The organism is Pseudomonas sp. IT-P260 (assembly GCF_949768395.1).
In the GTDB taxonomy this organism is placed as follows: domain Bacteria; phylum Pseudomonadota; class Gammaproteobacteria; order Pseudomonadales; family Pseudomonadaceae; genus Aquipseudomonas; species Aquipseudomonas parakoreensis.
Genome location: NZ_CATKPO010000041.1, coordinates 256,562 through 281,037, shown reverse-complemented (window position 1 = coordinate 281,037; position 24,476 = coordinate 256,562). Strand labels below are relative to the sequence as shown.

The following is a 24,476-nucleotide window of genomic DNA, read 5'->3' as shown; positions in this document are numbered from 1 at the left end:
CCTGACACGTTCACTGACTCTCGGGGTAGGGGTAAGCGTTCGACATGAAGGTTTTATCCTGTTCGCTGAGACCCAGATTGATGAAGATCTGGAAGTCACCGAGTGTCCAGGACTGGCTGACGGGATAGTGCATGATCGACTTCTGGTCGTACTCTGAATAAATGCTTTCGTCGGGATTGCCGACGTCAAAGTACCAATCGTGCAGTCGTTTGCGCGTCACGCTGGCCTGGTAGTTGTCTTCTTCCGGGTCGGCAGTTATTCCGTGTTGTTTATAAATGGCCGGTTTGTCCCAGGGAATGTTTGCCGTGGGGTTGGTCTGTTCATGTTCTGCACCGAGCATGTGACCGAATTCATGCATGACATTGGCCGCGAAGTAGCGTGCCTGACTGGGCGCGTGGGGCCAAAGTCTCATGGTCGGCTCATCGGGATGTAAGAGAGCATCGGTACCGATCAGAGAGGAAAACGTTCCCGGTTGACTGAGTATGCGGATATCGCCTTCTTCACCTTCGACGAAATCGAACTTCAAGTTGATGTGCGGCAACCAGTTGCTGGCGGCGGCGATCGTTTCGTCCTTGAATGCCTGCGTACCGTTGAGGAACGCGATGCGAAGTGTGCTGCCGGGAGTCCAGAATTTTGCCGGATTGTTTTTAGCCCACATGTTTTTGAATCTCCCAAGTGCATTTAATGTTGCGGGAGATGCGTGTGTGTTCGAATTGTTTGTTTGGCTGAAGCCAGGTTGATTGCATTACGGAACATCCATGTTTTCATTCTTCAGGTTTAACTTCTCGGGTTGCTTACTGTTCCCGGAAAGTTGTTTTGAATGAGGGATGCTAGTGACTGAGCTGGAGTCGGTAAATTGAATATATGTACGGTTTTATGACCGGTTACCGTGCCAGCGGAACTGGCACGGTAAAGACACTTACGACTGGCGAGAGACAAACGCGCGAATCCGCTCTGCGGCCTCGACGCATTCAGCCAGTGGCGCAACCAGGGCCATGCGCACTCGACCGGCGCCCGGATTCACACCGTCTACCTCGCGGGACAGGTACGAGCCTGGCACCACGGTCACGTGTTCCTGTTCGAACAGGTCGCGACAGAACGCCGCGTCGTCACCTTGTACGTTCGGCCACAGATAGAAACTGCCGTCCGGACGCTGCACGTCCATCACCGGGCTGAGGATCGCCAAGACAGCGTCGAATTTCTCGCGGTACAGCGCACGGTTGGCGCGCACATGCACTTCGTCATTCCACGCCGCAACGCTGGCCAGTTGGGTTTGCACCGGCATCGCGCAGCCGTGGTAGGTGCGGTAGAGCAAAAAGCCTTTGAGGACATCGGCGTCGCCCGCGACGAAACCGGAACGCAGCCCCGGCAGGTTGGAGCGCTTGGACAGGCTGTGGAACACTACGCAACGCTTGAAGTCCTTGCGACCCAGTTCGACACACGCGCTGAGCAGGCCCGGCGGTGGGGTCTGTTCGTCGAAGTACAGTTCGCTGTAGCACTCGTCGGCGGCGATCACGAAGTCGTGTTCGTCCGCCAGGGCGATGAGTTTTTTCAGCACATCGACCGGGATCAGCGCGCCGGTCGGATTGCCCGGCGAACACAGGAACAGGATCTGGCAGCGTTTCCAGATGTCGGGCGAGACCGCGTCGAAATCCGGGTTGAAGCCGTTTTCGTCCAGGCACGGCAGGTAGTGCGGCTTGGCGCCGGCGAGGAACGCTGCCCCTTCGTAGATCTGATAGAACGGGTTCGGGCTGACCACCAGTGCATCGTCACCGCGATTGACCACGGTCTGGGTGAAGGCGAACAGCGCTTCGCGGGTGCCGTTGACCGGCAGCACGTTGCGCGCCGGATCAATCCAGCCGCTTGGTACGCCGAAACGACGTTCGCACCAGCCGGCGATGGCTTCGCGCAGGGCCGGGATGCCGAGGGTGGTCGGGTACACCGCCATCTGATCCAGATTGTTCGCCAGCGCTTCGGCGACAAAGCTTGGCGAACGGTGTTTCGGCTCGCCGATCGACAGGGCGATCGGGCGTTTGTCCGGGTTCGGCGTCACGCTGCCGAGCAAGGCGCGGAGCTTTTCGAACGGGTAAGGCTGGAGCTGGTTCAGAGCGTTGTTCATGGGGGCCTCGTTCAATGTGGAGAGAACTCCGTGGCGAGGGGATTTATCCCCGATCGGCTGCGCAGCAGCCGCAAAACCATCGCGTGCGGTGTAACGGATACTCCGCGATTGCCGGTTCGGGGCTGCTTCGCAACCCATCGGGGATGAATCCCCTCACCACAAAAGCCCCGGCAGCTATATCTGCCTCCACAGGGGTAGTTTGCTGATTCAAATACTGATGCGCGAAAGCTTGATATCCGGTTCCTGATTGACGCTCAGTTGCTCGACGATTGCGTCCTGCAGGCGGCTGCACAGCAGCGGGTCGGAGAGCGGCTGGTTGTGGGCGTCGGTGATGAAGAACACGTCTTCCACGCGTTCGCCCAGGGTCGCAATCTTGGCGTTCTGCAGCGACAGGTCGAACTCGAGGAAGATCCCGCCGACCCGCGCCAGCAGGCCCGGGCGATCAGGGGCGGTGAGTTCCAGCACCGTGACCGGACGCTGAGCGTCGTTGTGGATCGTTACCTGCGGCGCGAAGGCGAAGTGCTTGAGCTGGCGCGGTACCCGGCGCTGGATGATCGTCGGGTAGTCGTCCGGGTTGCGCAGCGCTTCGGTCAAACCGTCGCGAATCTGTTTGATCCGTGTCGGGTTGTCGCCGATGGATTCACCGTCGTTGTCGAGCACGATATAGGTGTCGAGGGTGAACTGGCTGCTTGAGGTGATGACCCTGGCGTCATGAATGTTCAGGTTGAGCTGATCCATCGCGGCCACGGTCACGGCGAAGAAGTCGTGTTGATCCGGCGCATAGATGAAGATCTGCGTGCCGCCCTCGAACTCGCGCTGGGTGGTTTCCTTGATCAGCACCAGCGGGCCGCCATCGGCCGGTTGCTGCAGGATAGCGTCACTGTGCCAGGCCACGTCGCCAGCGGTGTGACGCAGGAAATAGTCATCGCCCAGTTGTGCCCACAACTGCTCGACGTCGTCCGGATCGGTGCCGCCACGCACGAGGATGTCCAGTGCGGCGCTCTGGGTCTGGCGGATCTGCTCTTCGCGATCCACCGGGTTTTCCAGGCCACGGCGCAGAGCGCGTTTGGTCTCGGTATAGAGCTGGCGCAACAGGCTGGCGCGCCAGGAGTTCCACAGCGTCGGGTTGGTCGCGTTGATGTCGGCAACCGTCAGCACGTACAGGTAGTCCAGACGGGTTTCGTCGCCGACGATCTGCGCGAAATCATGGATCACCTGCGGATCGGACAGATCCTTGCGCTGCGCGGTGGTCGACATCACCAGGTGATTCTGCACCAGCCAGACGATCAGGCGGCTGTCCCACAGCGGCAACTGATGGCGCTGGCAGAACGCTTCGGCATCGACCGCGCCGATGTCCGAGTGATCGCCATGCCGGCCCTTGCCGATGTCGTGGTACAGGCCGGCCATGTAAATGAGCTCAGGCTTGGGCAGTTTGGCCATGAGTTTGGCGGCCAGCGGGAATTTTTCCGACACTTGGGTGTACTGCAATTTACGCAGGTGTTTGATCAGATTCAGCGTGTGCGCATCGACCGTATAAATGTGGAACAGGTCGTGCTGCATTTGCCCGACGATAAAGCCGAACTCCGGCAGATAACGCCCGAGGATGCCGTAGCGGTTCATCCGGCGCAGGTTGCGGTGCACGCCGATCTTGCACTTGAACAGCTCGATGAACAGGCTGGTATTGCGGATATCGTTGCGGAAATTGTCGTCGATCAGGTGCCGGTTCTCGCGCAGCAGACGAATGGTGTCGGCGCGCACACCTTTGATTTCCGGCTGCTGGGCCATCAACACGAAAATCTCGAGCATGGCGAACGGCGTGCGACGGAACACGTTGTCGTTGCGCGCTTCGATGTAGCCGTCGTGCAACTGGAAGCGCGAGTTGATCGGCTGCGGCGGTGCTTCGTCTTCCGGGGCGAGGATGACTTCCTCGAAATGCTGGATGATCAGGTCGCTGAGCTGGGCGATGCTCATCACCACGCGGAAATATTGCTGCATGAAGTTTTCGACCGCCTGTTTGGCGTCGTCGCCTTCAAAGCCGAGCAGACCGGCAATGGTCCGTTGATGATCGAACAGCAGACGGTCTTCGGAGCGACCGGCGAGCATGTGCAGGGCGTAACGCACTTTCCACAGAAATTCCTGGGATGACGCCAGCAGGGCGTTTTCGCTCTCGACCAGAAAACCTTCGCCGGCGAGGGCGCGCAGGTTCAGGGTGCCGTACTGACGCCGGGCCACCCACAGAATCGTCTGGATATCCCGCAGGCCGCCGGGCGAGCCTTTGACGTTGGGTTCCAGGTTGTATTCGGTGTCGTTGTACTTGTGGTGACGGGCCTTCTGTTCGGCGCGCTTGGCCAGGAAAAACTCCTTGGCCGGCCACATGTGGGCCGTGCTGGTGACATCAAGCATGCGCTGACGCAGGCGCTCGGGGCCGCAGATGGTGCGGCTTTCCATCAGGTTGGTGACCACGGTCAGGTCGGCACGGGCTTCCTCGGCGCATTCATCGACCGAGCGTACGCTCTGGCCGACTTCCAGGCCGATGTCCCACAGCAGCGTCAGAAAACGCTCAATGGAGTCGCGGAAAACTTCGTGATCAGCGCTGTCCAGCAGGATCAGCAAGTCGATGTCAGAGTAGGGATGCAACTCGCCCCGGCCATAGCCACCGACCGCGACCAGCGCGATGTCGGCGTCTTCGCTCCAGTTGAACTGCTCCCAGGCCTTTTGCAGGATGTTGTCGACGAACCATGCGCGGTCTTCGATCAGGCGGCGGATGTCGCGGCCATTGCGAAAACGCGTGTCGAGGACCTCGCGCGCCTGGCGGATCGCCTTTTTGAACGCCGCGATAGGACTCGCTTTCAGGGCCAGTTCAGCCTGGAACTGGCCGCGGTCGAAGAGTTCGGGATCCACCTGCGGCATCGATTGGCTTTCCTTCTATAAAGGTGGGAGCGTTCTAGGGGTCAGGCCGAGATGCGCGGGATCGTGTCGTCGGCGCGCAGGGTGAAGATCTCGTAGCCGGTGTCGGTCACCAGCAGGGTGTGTTCCCACTGCGCCGAGAGCTTGCGGTCCTTGGTGATCGCGGTCCAGCCGTCGCCCAGCACCTTGGTGTCGGCTTTGCCCTGGTTGATCATCGGCTCGATGGTGAAGGTCATGCCGGCCTTCAGTTCCATGCCGGTGCCGGCGCGGCCGTAGTGCAGGATCTGCGGTTCTTCGTGGAACACCTTGCCGATGCCGTGGCCGCAGAACTCGCGAACCACCGAGAAGCCGTTCTTTTCCGCGTGCTTCTGGATGACTTCACCGATGTCGCCGAGGCGGCAGCCGGGCTTGACGATCTCGATTGCCTTGTACATGCATTCCTGAGTGACCTGCGACAGGCGCTCGGCCCAGACAGGCACTTCGCCAACGTGGAACATGCGGCTGGTGTCGCCGTGGTAGCCGTCCTTGATCACGGTGACGTCGATGTTCAGGGTGTCACCGTTTTTCAGCGGCTTATCGTTTGGAATGCCGTGGCAGACCACATGGTTGATCGAGGTGCAGATCGACTTCGGAAAACCCTTGTAGTTAAGCGGGGCCGGGATGGCCTGCTGCACATTGACGATGTAGTCGTGGCAGATCTGGTTCAGTTGATCGGTAGTCACGCCCGGTTTGACGTGTTCGGCAATCATTTCCAGCACATCGGCGGCCAGTTTGCCGGCGACACGCATGCCAGCGATGTCCTCGGGGGTTTTGAGGTTGACGGTCATACAGGCTCTCTCTGCGCTCGGCGGCGCTTGCTGATACGGATAGGGTGGCAGGTGTACGTTTTGCGACCCTGAAAAACCCGATTCTAACAGACGAAAGGCGCAAATCCGCGCCTGCGTACATCGTCTCTCTCTATACAATGGTGTGCCTGACGGCGATTCCAAGGGGGCTGCACCCATGTCCCTGGTGCGAATACAGATTCCGGGTTCCGTTTCTGCGCACCCTGTGGTATAAAATGCGCCGCTTTCCGGGGATGCCCCGAGAAGCTTAAATCCACACACGTGTCGACACGATGACCTGGGTGCCTTTGGCTTTATGCCACTGGTTGGTCATTGGGATACGTGGAGGCCAAACCCGACTTATTAAGGAACTATCATGTCCCAAGTCAACATGCGCGATATGCTGAAGGCCGGTGTGCACTTCGGTCACCAAACCCGTTACTGGAATCCGAAAATGGGCAAGTACATTTTCGGCGCGCGTAACAAGATTCACATCATCAACCTTGAAAAAACCCTGCCAATGTTCAACGAAGCTCTGACTTTCGTAGAGCGTCTGGCCCAGGGCAAAAACAAGATTCTGTTCGTCGGCACCAAGCGTTCCGCTGGCAAGATCGTTGCTGAAGAAGCAGCACGTTGCGGTTCGCCGTACGTCGACCACCGCTGGTTGGGCGGCATGCTGACCAACTTCAAAACCATTCGTGCTTCCATCAAGCGTCTGCGTGACCTTGAAGTTCAAGCCGAAGACGGTACTTTCGCCAAGCTGACCAAGAAAGAAGCGCTGATGCGCTCCCGTGACCTGGAAAAGCTGGATCGCTCCCTGGGCGGCATCAAGGACATGGGCGGTCTGCCAGACGCACTGTTCGTGATCGACGTTGACCACGAGCGCATCGCGATCACCGAAGCCAACAAGCTGGGCATCCCGGTCATCGGCGTTGTCGATACCAACAGCAGCCCGGAAGGCGTTGACTACATCATCCCAGGCAACGATGACGCAATCCGCGCTATCCAGCTGTACATGGGTTCGATGGCTGACGCAGTGATCCGTGGTCGCAACAATGTTGCTGGCGGCACTGTTGAATTCGCAGCTGAAGAAACTCAGGCTGCAGCTGAGTAATCGACGCCCTGGCGTTGACTCAGTAAGCAAAAAGGGGGCTTGGCCCCCTTTTTGCCACCTCGAAAACCGTTTGTTGGCGCCCACGTGTGGCAGCGCACCTCCTGCATTTGTAACGTGCAGCAGCTACAAGGTGTTTCGGGAAGAATTGAACGCCCGTTCGATCGGGTGGAATGGTTGAAAACCTATCCAAGAGGAATTTGAAAATGGCAGCAATTACTGCAGCGTTGGTTAAAGAACTGCGCGAGCGTACCGGCGAAGGCATGATGGACTGCAAGAAAGCCCTGGAAAAGGCTGACGGCGACATCGAAAAAGCCATTGATGACATGCGTGCTTCGGGCGCGATCAAGGCTGCGAAAAAGGCTGGCAACGTTGCCGCTGAAGGCGCAATCGCAATCAAGGACGACGGTAAAGCTGCCGTTATCCTGGAAGTGAACTCGCAGACCGACTTCCTGGCTCTGCAAGACGACTTCAAAAACTTTGTTGCTGCCAGCGTAGAAAAAGCCTTCGCTGACAAGCTGACCGACGCTGCTCCGCTGATCGCTGCTCAAGAAGCCGCTCGCGAAGCGCTGGTTGCCAAAGTAGGCGAAAACGTCAACATCCGTCGTCTGACCCGTATCGAAGGTGACGTTGTAGGTTCCTACCTGCACGGCAACAAGATCGGTGTTGTTGTGGCTCTGAAAGGCGGCGACGTCGAGCTGGCCAAAGACATCGCGATGCACGTAGCTGCAAGCAACCCTGAGTTCCTGCTGCCTTCGCAGGTTTCGGCTGAAGCGATCGAGCGTGAAAAGGCTGTGTTCCTGCAGCTGAACGAAGAGAAGATCAAAGGCAAGCCAGAAAACATTGTTGAGAACATGGTCAAAGGCCGTATCAGCAAGTTCCTGGCAGAGGCGAGCCTGGTTGAGCAAGCGTTCGTCAAGAACCCTGAAATCAAGGTTGGCGAGCTGGCCAAGAAAGGCGGCGCAGAAATCGTTTCCTTCACCTACTTCAAAGTAGGCGAAGGCATCGAGAAGCCGGTCGACAACTTCGCTGAAGAAGTTGCTGCCCAGCTGGCTGCCGCCAAGCAATAAGACGGTTTTTCAACTGTCGCCCGAAAGAGGCTGCCCGCTTACGCGCGCAGCCTCTTTTCAGATGGGGTTGCCAATTTTTAATTGGTTTCCACTGGGAACTGACTTACAAAGCCAGGTTCCGATGGCGCTGAAGCAGCGCCAAGCTAGAGTGAACGGCAGCTGTAAAACAGCTTGCACAGAATTTTTTAAATACGCCGCAGGAGAGATTCGCAATGGCTCAGCAGGGCAGTGGTTATCAGGCTCGCTATAAACGCATTCTACTCAAGCTTAGCGGCGAGGCCCTGATGGGCTCGGAAGAGTTCGGGATCGATCCAAAAGTACTGGATCGCATGGCGCTGGAAGTCGGCCAGCTGGTCGGCATCGGCGTACAGGTCGGTCTGGTGATCGGCGGTGGCAACCTGTTTCGTGGCGAGGCCTTGAGCAAGGCCGGCATGGATCGGGTGACAGGCGACCACATGGGCATGCTGGCCACTGTGATGAACGCCCTGGCCATGCGCGACGCGCTGGAACGTGCCAATATCTCGGCCATCGTGATGTCGGCCATTTCCATGGTTGGCGTGACCGATCACTATGATCGCCGCAAAGCCATGCGCCACCTGAACTCCAAGGACGTGGTAATTTTCGCGGCCGGTACCGGTAATCCGTTCTTTACCACGGATTCGGCAGCCTGCCTGCGAGCCATCGAAATCGATGCCGACGTCGTGCTGAAAGCGACCAAGGTCGATGGCGTCTACACTGCCGACCCATTCAAGGATCCGCATGCCGAGAAGTTCGATCATCTGACATATGATGAAGTGCTGGATCGCAAGCTGGGTGTGATGGATCTGACAGCTATTTGCCTGTGCCGCGATCACAAGATGCCGCTGCGCGTATTCAACATGAACAAGCCCGGCGCCCTGCTGAACATCGTACATGGCGGCGCTGAAGGAACCCTGATCGAGGAAGTTCAACAATGATCAACGAAATCAAGAAAGACGCCAAAGAGCGCATGCAGAAGTCGGTGGAATCGCTGTCCCACAACTTCGGTCGCATCCGTACCGGTCAGGCGCACCCAAGCATCCTGGAAGGTGTGATGGTGCCGTACTACGGCGCTGACACCCCGATCAAGCAAGTGGCCAACATCACTGTCAAAGACGCCCGTACCCTGCAAGTCGTTGCGTTCGAACGCAACATGCTGGGCGCCGTCGACAAGGCGATCGGCAGTGCAGGTCTGAACCTGAACCCGACCAACCTCGGCGAGTTGCTGCTCATCAGCATGCCGGCCCTGACCGAAGAAACCCGTCGTGGCTTCACCAAGCAAGCGCGTGACGTTGCTGAAGACGCGCGTGTTGCCGTGCGCAACATTCGTCGTGACGCGAACAGCTCGCTGAAGGACCTGGTCAAGGAAAAAGAGATCAGTGAAGACGAAGAGCGTCGCGCGACTGGCGAGATCGACGATCTGACCAAGAAGTTCGTGGCTGAAATCGACGCGAAGCTGGCAGAGAAAGAAAAAGACCTGATGGCCGTATAAGGGTCGCGTTTCAATGGAAAAGACCAAGCAGTCTGCGCCGTCCGCGGTGCCGCGCCATGTCGCGATCATCATGGATGGCAATAATCGCTGGGCGAAAAAACGCTTTATGCCGGGTGTCGCCGGGCATAAAGCCGGCGTGGATGCTGTGCGGGCGGTAATCGAGGTGTGCGCCGAGGCCAAGGTCGAAGTGCTCACCCTGTTCGCCTTTTCCAGTGAAAACTGGCAGCGCCCGGCCGATGAGGTCAGTGCCTTGATGGATCTGTTCTTCAAGGCCCTGCGTCGTGAGGCCAAGCGCCTCAACGACAACAACATCAGCTTGCGCATCATCGGTGATCGCTCGCGCTTCCATCCTGAGCTTCAGGCGGCGATGCGCGAGGCCGAGGCCATGACCGCGGGTGCCAACCGCTTCATTCTGCAGATCGCCGCCAACTACGGCGGTCAGTGGGATATTGCCCAGGCTGCGCAGCGTCTGGCGCGTGAAGTTCAGGCCGGGCATCTGCGTCCGGAAGACATCACTCCGGAGCTGTTGCAAACCTGTCTGGCGACCGGCGATCTGCCGCTGCCGGACTTGTGTATCCGCACCGGTGGCGAGCACCGCATCAGCAACTTCCTGCTGTGGCAACTGGCTTACGCCGAGTTGTACTTCTCCGACCTGTTCTGGCCGGACTTCAAACACGAAGCCATGCGCACTGCGCTGGCCGATTTCGCTTCGCGCCAGCGTCGCTTCGGTAAAACGAGCGAACAGGTCGAAGCTGGAGCCCGGGTTTAATGCTTAAACAACGAATCATCACTGCGCTGATCCTGCTGCCGATCGCTCTGTGCGGTTTTTTCCTGCTCGAGGGTTCCGGTTTTGCGCTGTTCATCGGTCTGGTCGTGAGCCTGGGTGCCTGGGAATGGGCGCGTCTGGCTGGCTTTACCGCGCAGTCGTTCCGTGTCGGCTTTGCCGCTGTCGTCGCACTGATGCTGTTCGTCATGTACGTCCTGCCGGGCCTTGCCCCTTGGGTGTTGGGCGCTTCGGTATTGTGGTGGGCGGTGGCGACTTACCTGGTGCTGACGTATCCACGCTCGAGCGAGCATTGGTCCACAGCGGCCACCAAACTGGTGATCGGCTTGCTGATCCTGCTGCCGGCTTGGCAAGGTCTGGTGCAGATCAAACAGTACCCGCTGGGCAACTGGCTGATCATGGCGGTGATGGTGCTGGTCTGGGGCGCCGACATCGGTGCTTATTTCTCCGGCCGTGCTTTCGGCAAGCGCAAACTGGCGCCGCAAGTCAGTCCGGGCAAAAGCTGGGAAGGCGTTTACGGTGGCTTGGCGCTGAGTCTGTTGATCACCGCGATCGTCGGTCTGGTTCGCGACTGGACGGTGGCTGAGCTGCTCAAAGGGCTGATCGGCGCGGCATTGATCGTATTCATTTCGGTGGTGGGCGACCTCACCGAAAGCATGTTCAAGCGCCAGTCCGGCATCAAGGACAGCAGCAACCTGCTGCCAGGCCATGGCGGCGTGCTTGATCGCATCGACAGCCTGACCGCTGCGATCCCGATTTTCGCTGTCTTGCTGTGGATGGCTGCACCGTGAGCCGTCCTCAACAGATCACTGTTCTGGGGGCTACCGGTTCGATTGGCCTGAGCACCCTCGACGTCATCGCGCGTCATCCTGAGCGCTATCAGGTGTTCGCCCTGAGCGGCTTCACGCGCCTGAGCGAGTTGCTGGCCTTGTGCGTGCGCCATGTGCCGCAATTCGCAGTCGTGCCGGAAGCGGCGGCGGCGCGCGGTTTGCAGGACGATCTGCGTGCTGCTGGTCTGTCCACTCGTGTATTGGTGGGGGAGGAGGGCCTGTGTCAGGTCGCTTCCGCGCCTGAAGTGGATGCCGTGATGGCGGCTATCGTCGGTGCCGCGGGCCTGCGCCCGACGCTGGCGGCGGTGGAGGCTGGCAAGAAGATCCTGCTGGCCAATAAAGAGGCGCTGGTGATGTCCGGCGCGCTGTTCATGCAGGCCGTGCACAAGAGCGGCTCGGTGCTGCTGCCGATCGACAGCGAGCACAACGCGATCTTCCAGTGCATGCCGCAGGATTTTTCCCGTGGCCTGAGTACAGTCGGCGTGCGACGGATTCTGCTCACGGCTTCGGGCGGGCCTTTCCGCCAGACGCCGTTGAGCGAGCTGGCGCACGTTTCGCCTGATCAGGCGTGTGCGCACCCGAACTGGTCGATGGGTCGCAAGATCTCGGTGGACTCGGCCAGCATGATGAACAAGGGCCTGGAGTTGATCGAGGCTTGCTGGCTGTTCGACGCCAAGCCGTCGCAGGTCGAGGTGGTGATTCATCCGCAGAGTGTGATTCACTCGCTGGTCGACTATGTGGATGGCTCGGTATTGGCGCAGTTGGGCAATCCCGACATGCGCACGCCGATTGCCAATGCACTGGCCTGGCCTGAGCGTATCGACTCGGGTGTAGCGCCCTTGGATCTGTTTGCCATTGCGCGCCTGGACTTCGAGGCGCCCGACGAAGAGCGTTTTCCTTGCCTGCGCCTGGCGCGACAGGCAGCCGAGGCGGGTAACAGTGCGCCGGCGATGCTCAATGCGGCCAACGAAGTGGCGGTCGCCGCGTTTCTCGACGGACGGGTGGGTTATCTGGAAATCGCGAGTATCATCGAGGACGTGCTGAACCTCGAGCCCGTGGTTGCGCTGGAGGATCTGGACGCGGTGTTTACCGCAGACGCGAAAGCGCGGGCTCTGGCCGGGCAGTGGCTGAGTCGTCACGACCGATAGCCATTGCAGTACCATGGCGTCACGCGGCACTGAACAGGATTGCGGAGAAAGTAGATGAGCGCGCTCTATATGATTGCCGGCACCCTGATCGCTTTGGGTGTGCTGGTCACCTTTCACGAGTTCGGCCATTTCTGGGTCGCGCGTCGCTGTGGCGTCAAGGTTCTGCGTTTTTCCGTGGGCTTCGGCATGCCCCTGTTGCGTTGGCACGACAAGCAGGGCACTGAATTTGTCGTCGCCGCGATTCCGCTGGGCGGCTACGTCAAGATGCTCGATGAGCGTGAAGGCGAAGTCCCGGCCGATCAGCTTCATCAATCCTTCAATCGTAAATCGGTGCGCCAGCGCATCGCCATTGTGGCGGCGGGACCGATTGCCAACTTCCTGCTGGCCCTGGTGTTTTTCTGGGTGCTGGCCATGCTCGGCAGCGAGCAGATCCGTCCGGTGATCGGTGCCGTCGAGTCTGGCAGCATCGCGGCCAAGGCTGGTTTGAATGCCGGTCAGGAAATCGTCGCCATCGATGGTGAGCCAACGTCCGGTTGGGCTGCCGTCAATTTGCAACTGGTGCGTCGACTCGGGGAAAGCGGCTCCCTGCAATTGCTCGTGCGCGAGCAGGGTTCGACCGTCGACACGCCGCGTGAGCTGGCGCTGGACCATTGGCTCAAAGGTGCTGACGAGCCCGATCCGATTCGCTCGCTGGGTATTCGCCCGTGGCGCCCGGCTTTGCCGCCAGTACTGGCTGAACTCGATCCAAAAGGCCCGGCGCAAGCCGCCGGTCTGAAAACCGGTGATCGCCTGCTGGCGCTCGACGGACAGGCGCTGAATGACTGGCAGCAGGTAGTCGACACTGTCCGTACGCGTCCTGATACCAAAATCATGCTGAAAGTCGAGCGCAATGGTGCTCAAATCGACGTCCCGGTGACCCTGGCGGCGCGCGGCGAAAGCAAGTCGCCAAGCGGTTATCTCGGGGCGGGCGTAAAAGCCGTGGACTGGCCGCCGGAAATGATTCGCGAGGTCAGTTATGGTCCGTTGGCCGCGATTGGCGAGGGTGCCCGTCGTACCTGGACCATGAGCGTGCTGACGCTGGACTCGTTGAAGAAAATGCTGTTTGGCGAGCTCTCGGTAAAAAACTTGAGTGGGCCGATAACCATTGCTAAAGTGGCGGGCGCTTCTGCCCAGTCGGGCGTTGCTGATTTCCTGAATTTCCTTGCTTATCTGAGTATTAGCCTGGGGGTTCTGAATTTGCTGCCCATTCCTGTACTGGATGGGGGGCATTTGTTGTTTTATCTGATTGAGTGGGTGCGTGGTCGCCCCTTGTCGGATCGGGTGCAAGGTTGGGGGGTGCAGATCGGTATCAGTTTGGTGGTCGGAGTGATGTTGCTTGCTCTGGTCAATGATCTGGGTCGACTGTAAAGCTTCGCTGAATTGCGAATCTGCCGCATTTTGCGGCAGTTTGTTTATTGCCAGTTGGAATAAGAAAGGACTTCATGAAACGTCTGCTGCTAACTGCGGTTCTCACCGTATTGATGATCGCCGAAGTTCACGCCGAGTCCTTCACTATCTCTGATATTCGCGTCAATGGCCTCCAGCGGGTCTCCGCGGGTAGCGTCTTTGGTGCCTTGCCGTTGAACGTCGGCGAGCAGGCGGATGATCGTCGCCTGGTGGAATCCACTCGTGCGTTGTTCAAAACCGGTTTCTTTCAAGATATCCAGCTGGGCCGCGAAGGCAACGTTCTGGTGATCACGGTCGTCGAACGTCCGTCGGTCGCCAGTATCGAGATCGAGGGCAACAAGGCGATCTCTACCGAAGACCTGATGAAAGGCCTGAAGCAGTCCGGTCTGTCCGAAGGTGAAATCTTCCAGCGCGCCACCCTTGAAGGTGTCCGTAACGAGTTGCAGCGTCAGTACGTTGCCCAGGGCCGTTACTCGGCGACCGTCGATACCGAAGTGGTCTCGCAGCCGCGCAACCGCGTGGCGCTGAAAGTGAAGATCAACGAAGGCACCGTGGCCGCGATCCAGCACATCAACGTGGTCGGTAACACGGTCTTCCCTGATGACGACCTGATCGACCTGTTCGAGCTGAAAACCACCAACTGGCTGTCGTTCTTCAAGAACGATGACAAGTACGCCCGTGAAAAGCTGTCCGGTGACCTGGAGCGTCTGCGTTCCTACTACCTGGACCGTGGTTACATCAACATGGATATCGCTTCGACCCAGGTGTCCATCACCCCGGACAAGAAGCACGTCTACATCACCGTCAACATCACCGAAGGCGAGAAGTACACCGTACGTGACGTCAAGCTCAGCGGTGACCTGAAAGTCCCTGAAGACCAGGTCAAGTCGCTGTTGCTGGTGCAGAAAGGCCAGGTGTTCTCGCGCAAGCTGATGACCACCACTTCCGAACTGATTACTCGTCGCCTGGGTAACGAGGGCTACACCTTCGCCAACGTCAATGGCGTTCCTCAGCCGCATGACGACGATCACACCGTGGACATCCTGTTCGCCGTTGATCCGGGCAAGCGTGCCTATGTCAACCGTATCAATTTCCGTGGCAACACCAAGTCCGAAGACGAAGTGCTGCGTCGTGAAATGCGTCAGATGGAAGGTGGCTGGGCTTCGACCTACCTGATCGACCAGTCCAAGACCCGTCTTGAACGTCTGGGCTTCTTCAAGGAAGTGAACGTCGAGACGCCGGCTGTACCGGGTGTCGACGACCAGGTGGACGTGAACTACGCCGTTGAAGAACAAGCTTCCGGTTCGATCACCGCCAGCGTCGGTTTCGCCCAGAGCGCCGGTCTGATCCTCGGTGGTTCGATCACCCAGAACAACTTCCTGGGTACCGGTAACCGTGTGAGCGTGGGCCTGACTCGCAGCGAATACCAGAGCCGCTACAACTTCGGCTACGTTGACCCCTACTGGACCGCCGATGGCGTGAGCCTGGGTTACAACGCGTTCTATCGCACCACCGACTACAAAGATCTCAACATCGATGTAGCCAGCTATGCGGTAGACAGCCTGGGTGCCGGCGTCAACGTTGGCTATCCGATCAGCGAGACTTCGCGTCTGACCTTCGGTCTGTCCGCACAGCAGGACAAGATCAAGACCGGTCAGTACACCGTTGACGAGATCTTCGACTTCGTGAACAAGGAAGGCGATCAGTACCTGAACTTCAAGGCGTCGGCCGGCTGGTCCGAATCGACCCTGAACAAGGGTGTATTGCCGACCCGTGGCCGTTCCCAGAGCCTGACACTGGAAACCACGATTCCAGGCAGCGACCTGTCGTTCTACAAACTCGACTACCGTGGTCAGTTGTTCCAGCCGATCACCGAGAACTACACCCTGCGTCTGCACACCGAGCTGGGATATGGCGACGGCTATGGTTCGACCGATGGCTTGCCGTTCTATGAAAACTACTATGCTGGTGGTTTCAACTCGGTTCGCGGTTTCAAGGACAGCACGTTGGGTCCTCGTAGTACGCCGAGTCGTGGTTTCGACAAGACCGGTAACGTAGGTACCATCGCTGACCCGGACCAGGATCCGTTGCCATTTGGTGGTAACGTGCTGATCCAGGGTGGTGCCGAGGTTCTGTTCCCGCTGCCATTCGTGAAGGATCAGCGCTCCCTGCGGACTTCGGTATTCTGGGATGTGGGTAACGTATTCGATTCCAAGTGCCAGAAGACGACAAACGCGACAGCAGGCTCCACGTCAGACACACAGTGCAACGACATCAGCCTGAGCAATATGGCCAGTTCCGTTGGTGTGGGTGTGACCTGGGTCACCGCACTGGGTCCTCTGAGTTTTGCTCTGGCGATGCCGGTCAAGAAACCGGATAACGCTGAAACTCAAGTGTTCCAATTCTCCCTCGGCCAGACGTTCTAAGCGTCTGACCCAAGATAACGACAATGGATTTTGTAGGAGTGCATCGTGCGTAAGTTGACTCAATTGGTTCTCCTGGCCTCCGTACTGGTGGCAGGCCCGGCGTTCGCCGACATGAAAATCGCCGTTTTGAACTATCAGATGGCATTGCTGGAGTCCGATGCGGCCAAGAAATACGCGGTGGACGCCGAGAAGAAGTTCGGTCCGCAACTGACCAAGCTCAAGACGCTGGAAAGCAGCGCCAAAGGCATTCAGGACCGTCTGATGGCCGGTGGCGACAAGATGCAGCAGGGCGAGCGTGAGCGTCTGGAGCTTGAGTTCAAGCAAAAGGCCCGTGACTTCCAGTTCCAGTCCAAGGAACTGAACGAAGCCAAGGCAGTTGCCGACCGCGAAATGCTCAAGCAGCTGAAGCCGAAACTGGATAGCGCAGTGGAAGAAGTCATCAAGAAAGGTGGTTTTGACCTGGTGTTCGAGCGTGGCGCAGTGATTGATGTCAAACCTCAGTACGACATCACGCGCCAGGTTATCGAGCGCATGAATCAGCTGAAGTAACCCATGACCGTGACTATCAAGCTCGGCCAGTTGGCCGAGTTCCTCGGCGCCACCCTGCGTGGCGACCCCGAGACGCAAATTACTGGGCTAGCCACCTTGCAGGAGGCTGGCCCAGCTCAGTTGAGCTTTCTGGCAAATCCTCAATATCGCAAATACCTGGCAAGTTCCCAGGCGGCAGCGCTATTGCTCAAGGAGGCTGATGCCGACGGTTTTGCCGGTCACGCACTGGTGGTGCCGGATCCTTACCTGGCTTATGCACGCATCTCGCACCTGTTCGATCCTAAACCGAAAGCCACTGCGGGTGTTCATCCCACAGCGGTGATTGCGCCGGATGCGGTGGTTGATCCAAGCGCCAGCATTGGCCCGTTCGTGGTGATCGAGGCGGGTGCGCGCATCGGTGCGCAGGTTACGTTGGGCGCCCATTGCGTCATCGGTGCCCGCAGTGAAATCGGTGAGGGCGGCTGGCTCGCTCCGCGGGTGACGCTGTACCACGACGTGCGCATCGGCAAGCGCGTAGTGATCCAGTCCGGTGCCGTGCTCGGTGGTGAAGGTTTCGGTTTTGCCAACGAGAAAGGTATCTGGCAGAAGATCGCCCAGATCGGCGGCGTGACCATCGGCGACGATGTCGAGATCGGCGTGAACACCGCCATCGACCGTGGTGCGCTGGCAGATACCGTGATTGGCAACGGCGTGAAGCTCGACAACCAGATCCAGATCGCGCACAACGTCCAGGTCGGTGATCACACCGCCATGGCGGCGTGTGTCGGTATCTCCGGCAGCACCAAAATCGGCAAGCATTGCATGCTCGCCGGTGGTGTCGGCCTGGTTGGGCACATCGATATTTGCGACAACGTTTTCCTGACCGGGATGACCATGGTGACCCACTCGATTACCGAGCCGGGTGCCTATTCGTCCGGCACAGCCATGCAACCGGCGGCCGAATGGCGCAAGAGCGCGGCCCGTATCCGTCAGCTCGATGACCTCGCGCGACGTTTGAAGCAGCTGGAAAAGCGCGTCGGGGAAGTGACCCCCGGCAGCAATGCTTCATCTGATGGCTGATACCATTTCCATATCAAGTGTGCACAGCCTCTAGACTGCCTCCTTGATTTGCTAGAGGAGTGCGCGTCAGTCGCGCTCCCAATCTTTACATAGGCTTCCCCCCGAAATGATGGACATCAACGAGATTCGCGAATACCTGCCTCACCGTTACCCGTTCCTGCTGGTGGACCGGGTGGTGGAACTGGACACTGAAGGCAAGCGCATTCGCGCCTACAAGAATGTCAGCATCAATGAGCCATTCTTCAACGGCCACTTCCCGGCGCACCCGATCATGCCGGGCGTACTGATCATCGAAGCGATGGCCCAGGCTGCCGGGATCCTCGGTTTCAAAATGCTTGACGTAAAACCGGCCGACGGCACCCTTTACTATTTCGTCGGTTCCGACAAACTGCGTTTCCGCCAGCCAGTGCTGCCGGGCGACCAGTTGATCCTTGAAGCCAAGTTCATCAGTTGCAAGCGTCAGATCTGGAAATTCGAATGCCAGGCCTCGGTCGACGGCAAGCCGGTCTGCTCGGCGGAAATCATCTGTGCGGAACGCAAGCTATGAGTTTGATTGACCCTCGTGCAATCATCGATCCGTCGGCCGTTCTGGCTGACGGCGTCGAAGTCGGCCCGTGGTCGATCGTCGGCGCAGGTGTGGAAATCGGCGAGGGTACTGTGATCGGGCCGCACGTGGTCCTCAAAGGCCCGACCCGCATCGGCAAGCACAACCGCATCTACCAGTTTTCCTCGGTAGGCGAAGACACGCCCGATCTGAAGTACAAAGGTGAAGAAACCCGTCTGGTGATCGGTGACCACAACGTCATCCGCGAAGGCGTAACCATTCACCGTGGCACCGTGCAGGACCGTTCGGAAACCACGCTGGGCGATCACAACCTGATCATGGCCTACGCCCACATCGGGCATGACAGCGTCATCGGCAACCACTGCATTCTGGTCAACAACACCGCGTTGGCCGGGCATGTGCACGTTGACGACTGGGCGATCCTGTCCGGGTTCACCCTGGTTCATCAGTATTGCCATATCGGCGCGCACAGCTTCTCCGGGATGGGCACTGCCATCGGCAAGGACGTTCCGGCGTTCGTCACCGTATTCGGCAACCCCGCCGAAGCGCGCAGCATGAATTTCGAAGGCATGCGCCGCCGCGGTTTCAGTGAAGACGCGATTCATGCGCTGCGCCGCGCCTATAAAACGGTGTATCGCCAGGGGCTGACCGTGGAGCAAGCGCTGGCCGAACTGGTCGAACCTGCTGCGCAATTCCCGGAAGTCGCGCTGTTCCGTGATTCGATCCAGTCCTCGACTCGCGGCATCACCCGCTGATCATGGCCAATCTGCGTATTGCGCTGGTGGCGGGCGAAGCTTCCGGGGATATTTTGGGCGCCGGTTTGATGCGCGCCCTCAAGGCGCAGCATCCGGCAGTCGAGTTTATCGGTGTCGGCGGTCCGTTGATGCAGGCTGAAGGCCTGACGTCGTATTTCCCCATGGAACGCCTTTCGGTCATGGGACTCGTGGAGGTGCTCGGGCGGCTGCGCGAGTTGCTCAAGCGCCGCAAGGACCTGATCGCCACGCTGATCGCCGAGAAGCCGGACGTGTTCATCGGCATTGATGCCCCGGATTTCAACCTCAATATCGAACTCAAGCTGCGTCAGGCCGGGATCAAGACCGTGCACTACGTCAGCCCGTCGGTGTGGGCATGGCGTCAGAAGCGTGTGCTGAAGATTCGCGAAGGCTGCGATCTGATGCTCACCCTGTTGCCATTTGAAGCAAAATTCTACGAAGAGCAGGGCGTGCCGGTGCGGTTCGTCGGTCATACACTGGCCGATACCATTCCGCTGCAGGCCGATCGCGCCGCAGCGCGTGCCGAACTCGGCTTGCCCGACGGGCCGCTGGTCGCGTTGATGCCCGGCAGTCGTGGTGGCGAAGTCGGCCGTCTCGGTGCGCTGTTCCTGGATACGGCCGAGCGTCTGCGGGCCATGCGCCCGGGGCTGCGTTTCGTCATCCCGTGCGCCAATGCCGAGCGTCGCGCTCAGCTCGAAGAGCTGCTGGTTGGTCGCGACTTGCCGGTCACCCTGCTCGATGGCAAATCGCACCTGGCCCTGGCGGCGTGCAACGCGGTGCTGATCGCTTCGGGCACGGCGACGCTTGAGGCGTTGCTGTACAAGCGGCCAATGGTCGTTGCGTATCGCCTGGCGCCGCTGACCTTCTGGATTCTCAAGCGCATGGTCAAGAGCCCGTACGTGTCGCTGCCGAACCTGCTGGCCCAACGGCTCTTGGTGCCGGAACTGTTGCAGGATGATGCGACAGTCGAGGCGTTGGCGCAGACCTTGTTGCCATTGATCGACGGCGGCGAAGAGCAGACCCGAGGCTTCGACGAGATCCACCGCACGTTGCGGCGGGACGCTTCCAATCAGGCGGCGGATGCCGTCCTTAACCTGATCGGTCGGAAACAATGAGCAAGACGATGCAAATGGGCCTGGATTTCACATTGGTCGCCGAAGTCGAAGAACTGGTGGCCGGTGTCGACGAAGTCGGTCGCGGCCCGTTGTGCGGCGCGGTGGTGACGGCGGCGGTGATCCTCGATCCAAACCGGCCGATCCTCGGTCTCAACGACTCGAAGAAGCTCACCGAAGCCCGGCGCGAGAAGCTTTACGACGAGATCATCGAGAAATCCCTGAGCTGGTGCATCGCCCGCGCCGAAGTCGAGGAAATCGACGAGCTGAACATCCTGCACGCGACCATGCTTGCCATGCAGCGCGCGGTGGCCGGACTGCATGTGCAGCCGAAACTGGCGATGATCGACGGTAACCGCTGCCCGAAACTGCCGATGCGCGCCGAAGCGGTGGTGCAGGGCGACGGCAAGGTGCCGGCCATCGCTGCCGCGTCGATTCTGGCCAAAGTCAGCCGCGACCGGGAAATGGCGGCATTCGAATTGATCTACCCGGGGTACGGCATCGGCGGCCATAAAGGCTATCCGACGCCCGTTCATCTGGAAGCGTTGGCACGGCTGGGCCCGACACCGATTCACCGGCGCTCGTTCGCCCCGGTGCGACAGGCTTACGAGGCGCTGGAAGGTCTGACGCAGGTTTAGGCGCAAGGCTGATGTTTTGTTCGAGGCCCGGTACAATCCGGGCCTTGTTGTCTCTATGTAACTGGACAGGATCACTATGCCGGCTTCATTCGTTCATCTACGCCTGCACACTGAATACTCCCTGGTCGACGGGCTGGTGCGGATCAAGCCACTGGTCAAGGCGCTGACCGGCATGAACATGCCGGCCGTGGCGGTCACCGATCAGAACAACATGTGTTCCCTGGTCAAATTCTATAAAAACGCCATGGGCGCCGGCATCAAGCCGATCTGCGGCGCCGACCTGTGGCTGTCGAACAAGGATCCGGACGGGCCATTGAGCCGGATCAGTCTGTTGGTGATGAACGCCAAGGGTTATCGCAATCTCACCGAGCTGATCTCGCGCGGCTTCATCGACGGCCAGCGTAACGGCATGATCATCATCGAGCGCGAATGGGTCGCCGAGGCCAACGAAGGCCTGATCATGCTGTCCGCCGCGAAGGAAGGCGAGATCGGCATGGCCATGATTGGCGGTAACCCGGCCGAAGCCGAGACTTTGGCGCGCGAGTGGATGGCGGTGTTCCCTGACCGTTTCTATCTGGAAATCCAGCGCACCAATCGCCCCAACGACGAAGAGCAATTGCACGGCGCCGTGGCCTTGGCCGACAAGCTCGGCGCGCCGCTGGTGGCGACCAACGATGTGCGCTTCATCAAGCAGGAAGACTTTGCTGCCCACGAAACCCGCGTGTGCATCGGTGAGGGCCGCGCCCTCGACGATCCGCGGCGCTCGAAGAATTACAGCGACCAGCAATACCTCAAAAGCGCCGAGGAAATGGCCGAGCTGTTCAGCGACATTCCCGACGCGATCGAAAACACCGTCGAGATCGCCAAGCGCTGCAACATCGACGTGAAGCTGGGCAAGCACTTCCTGCCTGACTACCCGATTCCTGATGGCATGACCATCGACGAATACTTCCGCAAGGTGTCGTTCGACGGTCTGGAGGACCGCCTCAGCGTATTGCTGCCCAAGGACACCACCGAAGACTATGAGGCCAAGCGTCAGGTCTACGTCGACCGGCTGAATTTCGAGCTGGATATCATCATCCAGATGGGCTTCCCCGGTTACTTCCTGATCGTGATGGACTTTATCCAGTGGGCCAAGAACAACGGCGTGCCGGTGGGCCCGGGCCGTGGGTCGGGTGCCGGATCGCTGGTGGCCTATGTGCAGAAGATCACCGACCTCGACCCGCTGGAATACGATCTGCTGTTCGAACGTTTCCTTAACCCGGAGCGGGTCTCGATGCCCGACTTCGACGTCGACTTCTGCATGGACGGTCGTGACCGGGTGATCGACTACGTGGCCGAGAAATACGGTCGCAACGCGGTAAGCCAGATCATCACCTTCGGTTCCATGGCCGCCAAGGCGGTGGTGCGCGACGTGGCGCGAGCCCAGGGCAAGTCATTCGGCCTGGCGGATCGTCTGTCGAAGATGATTCCGTTCGAAGTCGGCATGACCCTGGAAAAAGCCTACGAGCAGGAAGAGATCCTGCGCGACTTCATCAAGGTCGATGAGGAAGCGGCGGAAATCTGGGAGATGGCGCGCAAGCTCGAGGGCGTGGTGCGTAACGTCGGCAAACACGCCGGTGGTGTGGTAATCGCCCCGACCAAGCTGACCGATTTCTCGCCGATCTATTGCGACGAGGCCGGCGATGGCCTGGTGACCCAGTTCGACAAGGACGACGTCGAGGCGGCCGGTCTGGTGAAGTTCGACTTCCTCGGCTTGCGGACCCTGACGATCATCGACTGGGCGCTGAAAACCATCAACCGCGACCGCGCCAAGGTCAACGAGCCGCCGCTGGACATCGCGTTCATCCCGCTGGATGACAAACCGACTTATCAGCTGTTGCAAAAAGCTGAAACCACCGCGGTGTTCCAGCTCGAATCCCGAGGCATGAAAGAGCTGATCAAAAAGCTCAAGCCTGACTGTCTCGAAGACTTGATCGCACTGGTGGCCCTGTTCCGTCCGGGCCCGTTGCAGTCCGGCATGGTGGATGACTTCATCAACCGTAAGCACGGTCGTGCAGAACTTGCTTATCCGCACCCGGATTACCAGTACGAAGGTTTGCAGCCGGTACTGGCGCCGACGTACGGCATCATCCTGTATCAGGAACAGGTGATGCAGATCGCCCAGGTCATGGCCGGTTACACCCTCGGTGGTGCGGACATGCTGCGTCGGGCGATGGGTAAGAAGAAACCCGAGGAAATGGCCAAGCAGCGCGGCGGTTTCATTGAAGGTTGTGCGTCGAACAATATCGATGCGGATCTTGCCGGTAACATTTTTGACCTGGTGGAGAAATTCGCCGGTTACGGCTTCAACAAGTCCCACTCCGCCGCTTACGGCCTGGTGTCATACCAGACCGCTTGGCTGAAAGCTCATTACCCGGCGCCGTTCATGGCGGCGGTGCTTTCGGCGGATATGCACAACACCGACAAGGTCGTGACCTTGATCGAGGAAGTGCGCACGATGAAGCTGCGCCTCGACGCGCCGGACGTGAACACTTCGGAGTTCAAGTTCACGGTGAACGACGAAGGCCGCATCGTATACGGCCTGGGCGCGATCAAAGGCGTCGGTGAAGGCCCGGTGGAAGCGATCACCGAGGCCCGTCAGGCCGGTCCGTTCAAGGATCTGTTCGACTTCTGCGCCCGGGTTGACCTCAAGCGCATCAACAAACGCACGCTGGACGGTCTGATCCGCAGCGGCGCGCTGGATCGCCTCGGCCCGTACTTCCACGATGAACAAAAGGCTTATCAGGCCAACATCGACCGCAACCGCGCCGTGCTGCTGGCGGCGATGGAAGAGGCAATCAAGTCGGCCGAACAGACAGCGCGCACCCGCGACAGCGGCCATGCCGACCTGTTCGGCGGGCTGTTCGTCGAGGAAGATGCCGACGTCTATGCAACGCACCGCAAGGCCAAGGAGCTGACCCTCAAGGAACGCCTCAAGGGTGAGAAAGACACCCTGGGCCTGTACCTCACCGGTCACCCGATCGACGAATATGAAGGCGAGATTCGCCGCTTCGCCCGTCAGCGCATCATCGACCTGAAACCGGCACGCGACACGCAAACCGTGGCCGGGATGATCATTGCCCTGCGCGTGATGAAGAACAAAAAGGGCGACAAGATGGGCTTCATCACCCTCGATGACCGCTCGGGACGGATCGAGGCGTCGCTGTTTGCCGATGCGTTCCATTCTGCGCAGTCGCTGTTGCAGACCGACGCGATGGTGGTGGTCGAAGGCGAAGTCAGCAACGACGATTTCTCCGGCGGCCTGCGCCTGCGGGTCAAGCGGGTGATGAGCATGGAGGATGCACGGACCAATCTGGCCGAAAGCCTGCGCCTGAAACTGCACACTCAGGATTTGAAAGGCGATCAGCTACGCTGGTTGGGTGAACTGCTCAAGCGTCACCGCGGGGCGTGCCCGATCACCATGGAGTACACCAGTCCCGATGCGAAGACCTTGCTGCAGTTCGGCGAGACGTGGCGAATCGACCCTGCAGATGCGTTGATTCAAGCCCTGCGTGACCAGTTCGGGCGAGACAACGTCTTCCTCCAATACCGTTGACCGGCAA

Annotated in this window: 20 protein-coding genes; 16 read left to right on the top strand and 4 right to left on the bottom strand. The window is 59.3% G+C overall.

Annotation, left to right across the window (positions count from 1 at the left end):
• Positions 1 to 10: 10 nt before the first annotated feature.
• The 4 genes from ACM6HV_RS22470 to map form a co-directional block, all read right to left on the bottom strand.
• Positions 11 to 658, bottom strand: coding sequence for a hypothetical protein (locus tag ACM6HV_RS22470; RefSeq protein ID WP_414905320.1), 648 nt, complete (start codon positions 656 to 658; stop codon positions 11 to 13).
• Between the two features lie 261 nt (positions 659 to 919).
• On the bottom strand, positions 920 to 2,119 hold the full coding sequence (gene dapC / locus ACM6HV_RS22465) for a succinyldiaminopimelate transaminase (protein WP_095667396.1): 1,200 nt from the start codon (positions 2,117 to 2,119) through the stop codon (positions 920 to 922).
• Positions 2,120 to 2,326: 207 nt separating this feature from the next.
• The gene (locus ACM6HV_RS22460) at positions 2,327 to 5,029 is read right to left on the bottom strand and encodes a [protein-PII] uridylyltransferase (protein ID WP_047291863.1); all 2,703 of its coding nucleotides are present in this window, start codon (positions 5,027 to 5,029) and stop codon (positions 2,327 to 2,329) included.
• A gap of 41 nt (positions 5,030 to 5,070) precedes the next feature.
• Complete coding sequence (gene map, locus ACM6HV_RS22455; protein ID WP_145597658.1) at positions 5,071 to 5,853, bottom strand: type I methionyl aminopeptidase; 783 nt, start codon at positions 5,851 to 5,853, stop codon at positions 5,071 to 5,073.
• Between the two features lie 373 nt (positions 5,854 to 6,226).
• On the opposite strand from map, the gene rpsB reads away from it, so the two are divergent.
• From rpsB to dnaE, 16 genes are all read left to right on the top strand, one after another.
• Complete coding sequence (gene rpsB / locus ACM6HV_RS22450; RefSeq protein WP_003222119.1) at positions 6,227 to 6,964, top strand: 30S ribosomal protein S2; 738 nt, start codon at positions 6,227 to 6,229, stop codon at positions 6,962 to 6,964.
• A 203-nt stretch (positions 6,965 to 7,167) separates the two neighbouring features.
• Positions 7,168 to 8,031, top strand: coding sequence for a translation elongation factor Ts (tsf, locus tag ACM6HV_RS22445; RefSeq protein ID WP_025110889.1), 864 nt, complete (start codon positions 7,168 to 7,170; stop codon positions 8,029 to 8,031).
• 212 nt (positions 8,032 to 8,243) lie between these two features.
• Positions 8,244 to 8,987, top strand: coding sequence for a UMP kinase (pyrH, locus tag ACM6HV_RS22440; RefSeq protein WP_011332683.1), 744 nt, complete (start codon positions 8,244 to 8,246; stop codon positions 8,985 to 8,987).
• The gene (frr, locus tag ACM6HV_RS22435; protein ID WP_008019552.1) at positions 8,984 to 9,541 is read left to right on the top strand and encodes a ribosome recycling factor; all 558 of its coding nucleotides are present in this window, start codon (positions 8,984 to 8,986) and stop codon (positions 9,539 to 9,541) included. The genes pyrH and frr overlap by 4 nt, the downstream gene beginning before the upstream one ends.
• A gap of 13 nt (positions 9,542 to 9,554) precedes the next feature.
• Positions 9,555 to 10,310: a polyprenyl diphosphate synthase gene (uppS, locus tag ACM6HV_RS22430; RefSeq protein WP_041072340.1), complete on the top strand. Its 756-nt coding sequence runs from the start codon at positions 9,555 to 9,557 to the stop codon at positions 10,308 to 10,310.
• The gene (locus ACM6HV_RS22425; protein WP_095667395.1) at positions 10,310 to 11,116 is read left to right on the top strand and encodes a phosphatidate cytidylyltransferase; all 807 of its coding nucleotides are present in this window, start codon (positions 10,310 to 10,312) and stop codon (positions 11,114 to 11,116) included. The genes uppS and ACM6HV_RS22425 overlap by 1 nt, the downstream gene beginning before the upstream one ends.
• Positions 11,113 to 12,303 (top strand): 1-deoxy-D-xylulose-5-phosphate reductoisomerase, encoded by a 1,191-nt coding sequence (ispC, locus tag ACM6HV_RS22420; RefSeq protein ID WP_145597660.1) that lies wholly within the window; start codon positions 11,113 to 11,115, stop codon positions 12,301 to 12,303. The genes ACM6HV_RS22425 and ispC overlap by 4 nt, the downstream gene beginning before the upstream one ends.
• 54 nt (positions 12,304 to 12,357) lie before the next feature.
• Positions 12,358 to 13,710, top strand: coding sequence for a sigma E protease regulator RseP (gene rseP, locus ACM6HV_RS22415; protein WP_414905319.1), 1,353 nt, complete (start codon positions 12,358 to 12,360; stop codon positions 13,708 to 13,710).
• Positions 13,711 to 13,784: 74 nt separating this feature from the next.
• Positions 13,785 to 16,175 (top strand): outer membrane protein assembly factor BamA, encoded by a 2,391-nt coding sequence (bamA, locus tag ACM6HV_RS22410; RefSeq protein WP_041072332.1) that lies wholly within the window; start codon positions 13,785 to 13,787, stop codon positions 16,173 to 16,175.
• 45 nt (positions 16,176 to 16,220) lie between these two features.
• Positions 16,221 to 16,724, top strand: a complete 504-nt coding sequence (locus ACM6HV_RS22405) for an OmpH family outer membrane protein (protein WP_003222140.1) — start codon at positions 16,221 to 16,223, stop codon at positions 16,722 to 16,724.
• 3 nt (positions 16,725 to 16,727) lie between these two features.
• Positions 16,728 to 17,783 carry a UDP-3-O-(3-hydroxymyristoyl)glucosamine N-acyltransferase gene (gene lpxD, locus ACM6HV_RS22400; RefSeq protein WP_041072330.1) on the top strand — a complete coding sequence of 352 codons (1,056 nt, stop codon included), beginning with the start codon at positions 16,728 to 16,730 and terminating at the stop codon, positions 17,781 to 17,783.
• A gap of 106 nt (positions 17,784 to 17,889) precedes the next feature.
• Positions 17,890 to 18,330: a 3-hydroxyacyl-ACP dehydratase FabZ gene (gene fabZ, locus ACM6HV_RS22395; protein ID WP_003222142.1), complete on the top strand. Its 441-nt coding sequence runs from the start codon at positions 17,890 to 17,892 to the stop codon at positions 18,328 to 18,330.
• On the top strand, positions 18,327 to 19,103 hold the full coding sequence (gene lpxA / locus ACM6HV_RS22390; RefSeq protein ID WP_047291883.1) for an acyl-ACP--UDP-N-acetylglucosamine O-acyltransferase: 777 nt from the start codon (positions 18,327 to 18,329) through the stop codon (positions 19,101 to 19,103). Before fabZ ends, lpxA begins: the two co-directional genes overlap by 4 nt.
• Before the next feature lie 2 nt (positions 19,104 to 19,105).
• Complete coding sequence (gene lpxB / locus ACM6HV_RS22385; protein WP_414905318.1) at positions 19,106 to 20,236, top strand: lipid-A-disaccharide synthase; 1,131 nt, start codon at positions 19,106 to 19,108, stop codon at positions 20,234 to 20,236.
• Positions 20,237 to 20,244: 8 nt separating this feature from the next.
• The gene (rnhB, locus tag ACM6HV_RS22380) at positions 20,245 to 20,871 is read left to right on the top strand and encodes a ribonuclease HII (RefSeq protein ID WP_025110878.1); all 627 of its coding nucleotides are present in this window, start codon (positions 20,245 to 20,247) and stop codon (positions 20,869 to 20,871) included.
• Positions 20,872 to 20,947: 76 nt separating this feature from the next.
• Complete coding sequence (gene dnaE, locus ACM6HV_RS22375) at positions 20,948 to 24,469, top strand: DNA polymerase III subunit alpha (protein ID WP_086792161.1); 3,522 nt, start codon at positions 20,948 to 20,950, stop codon at positions 24,467 to 24,469.
• Positions 24,470 to 24,476: the final 7 nt, after the last annotated feature.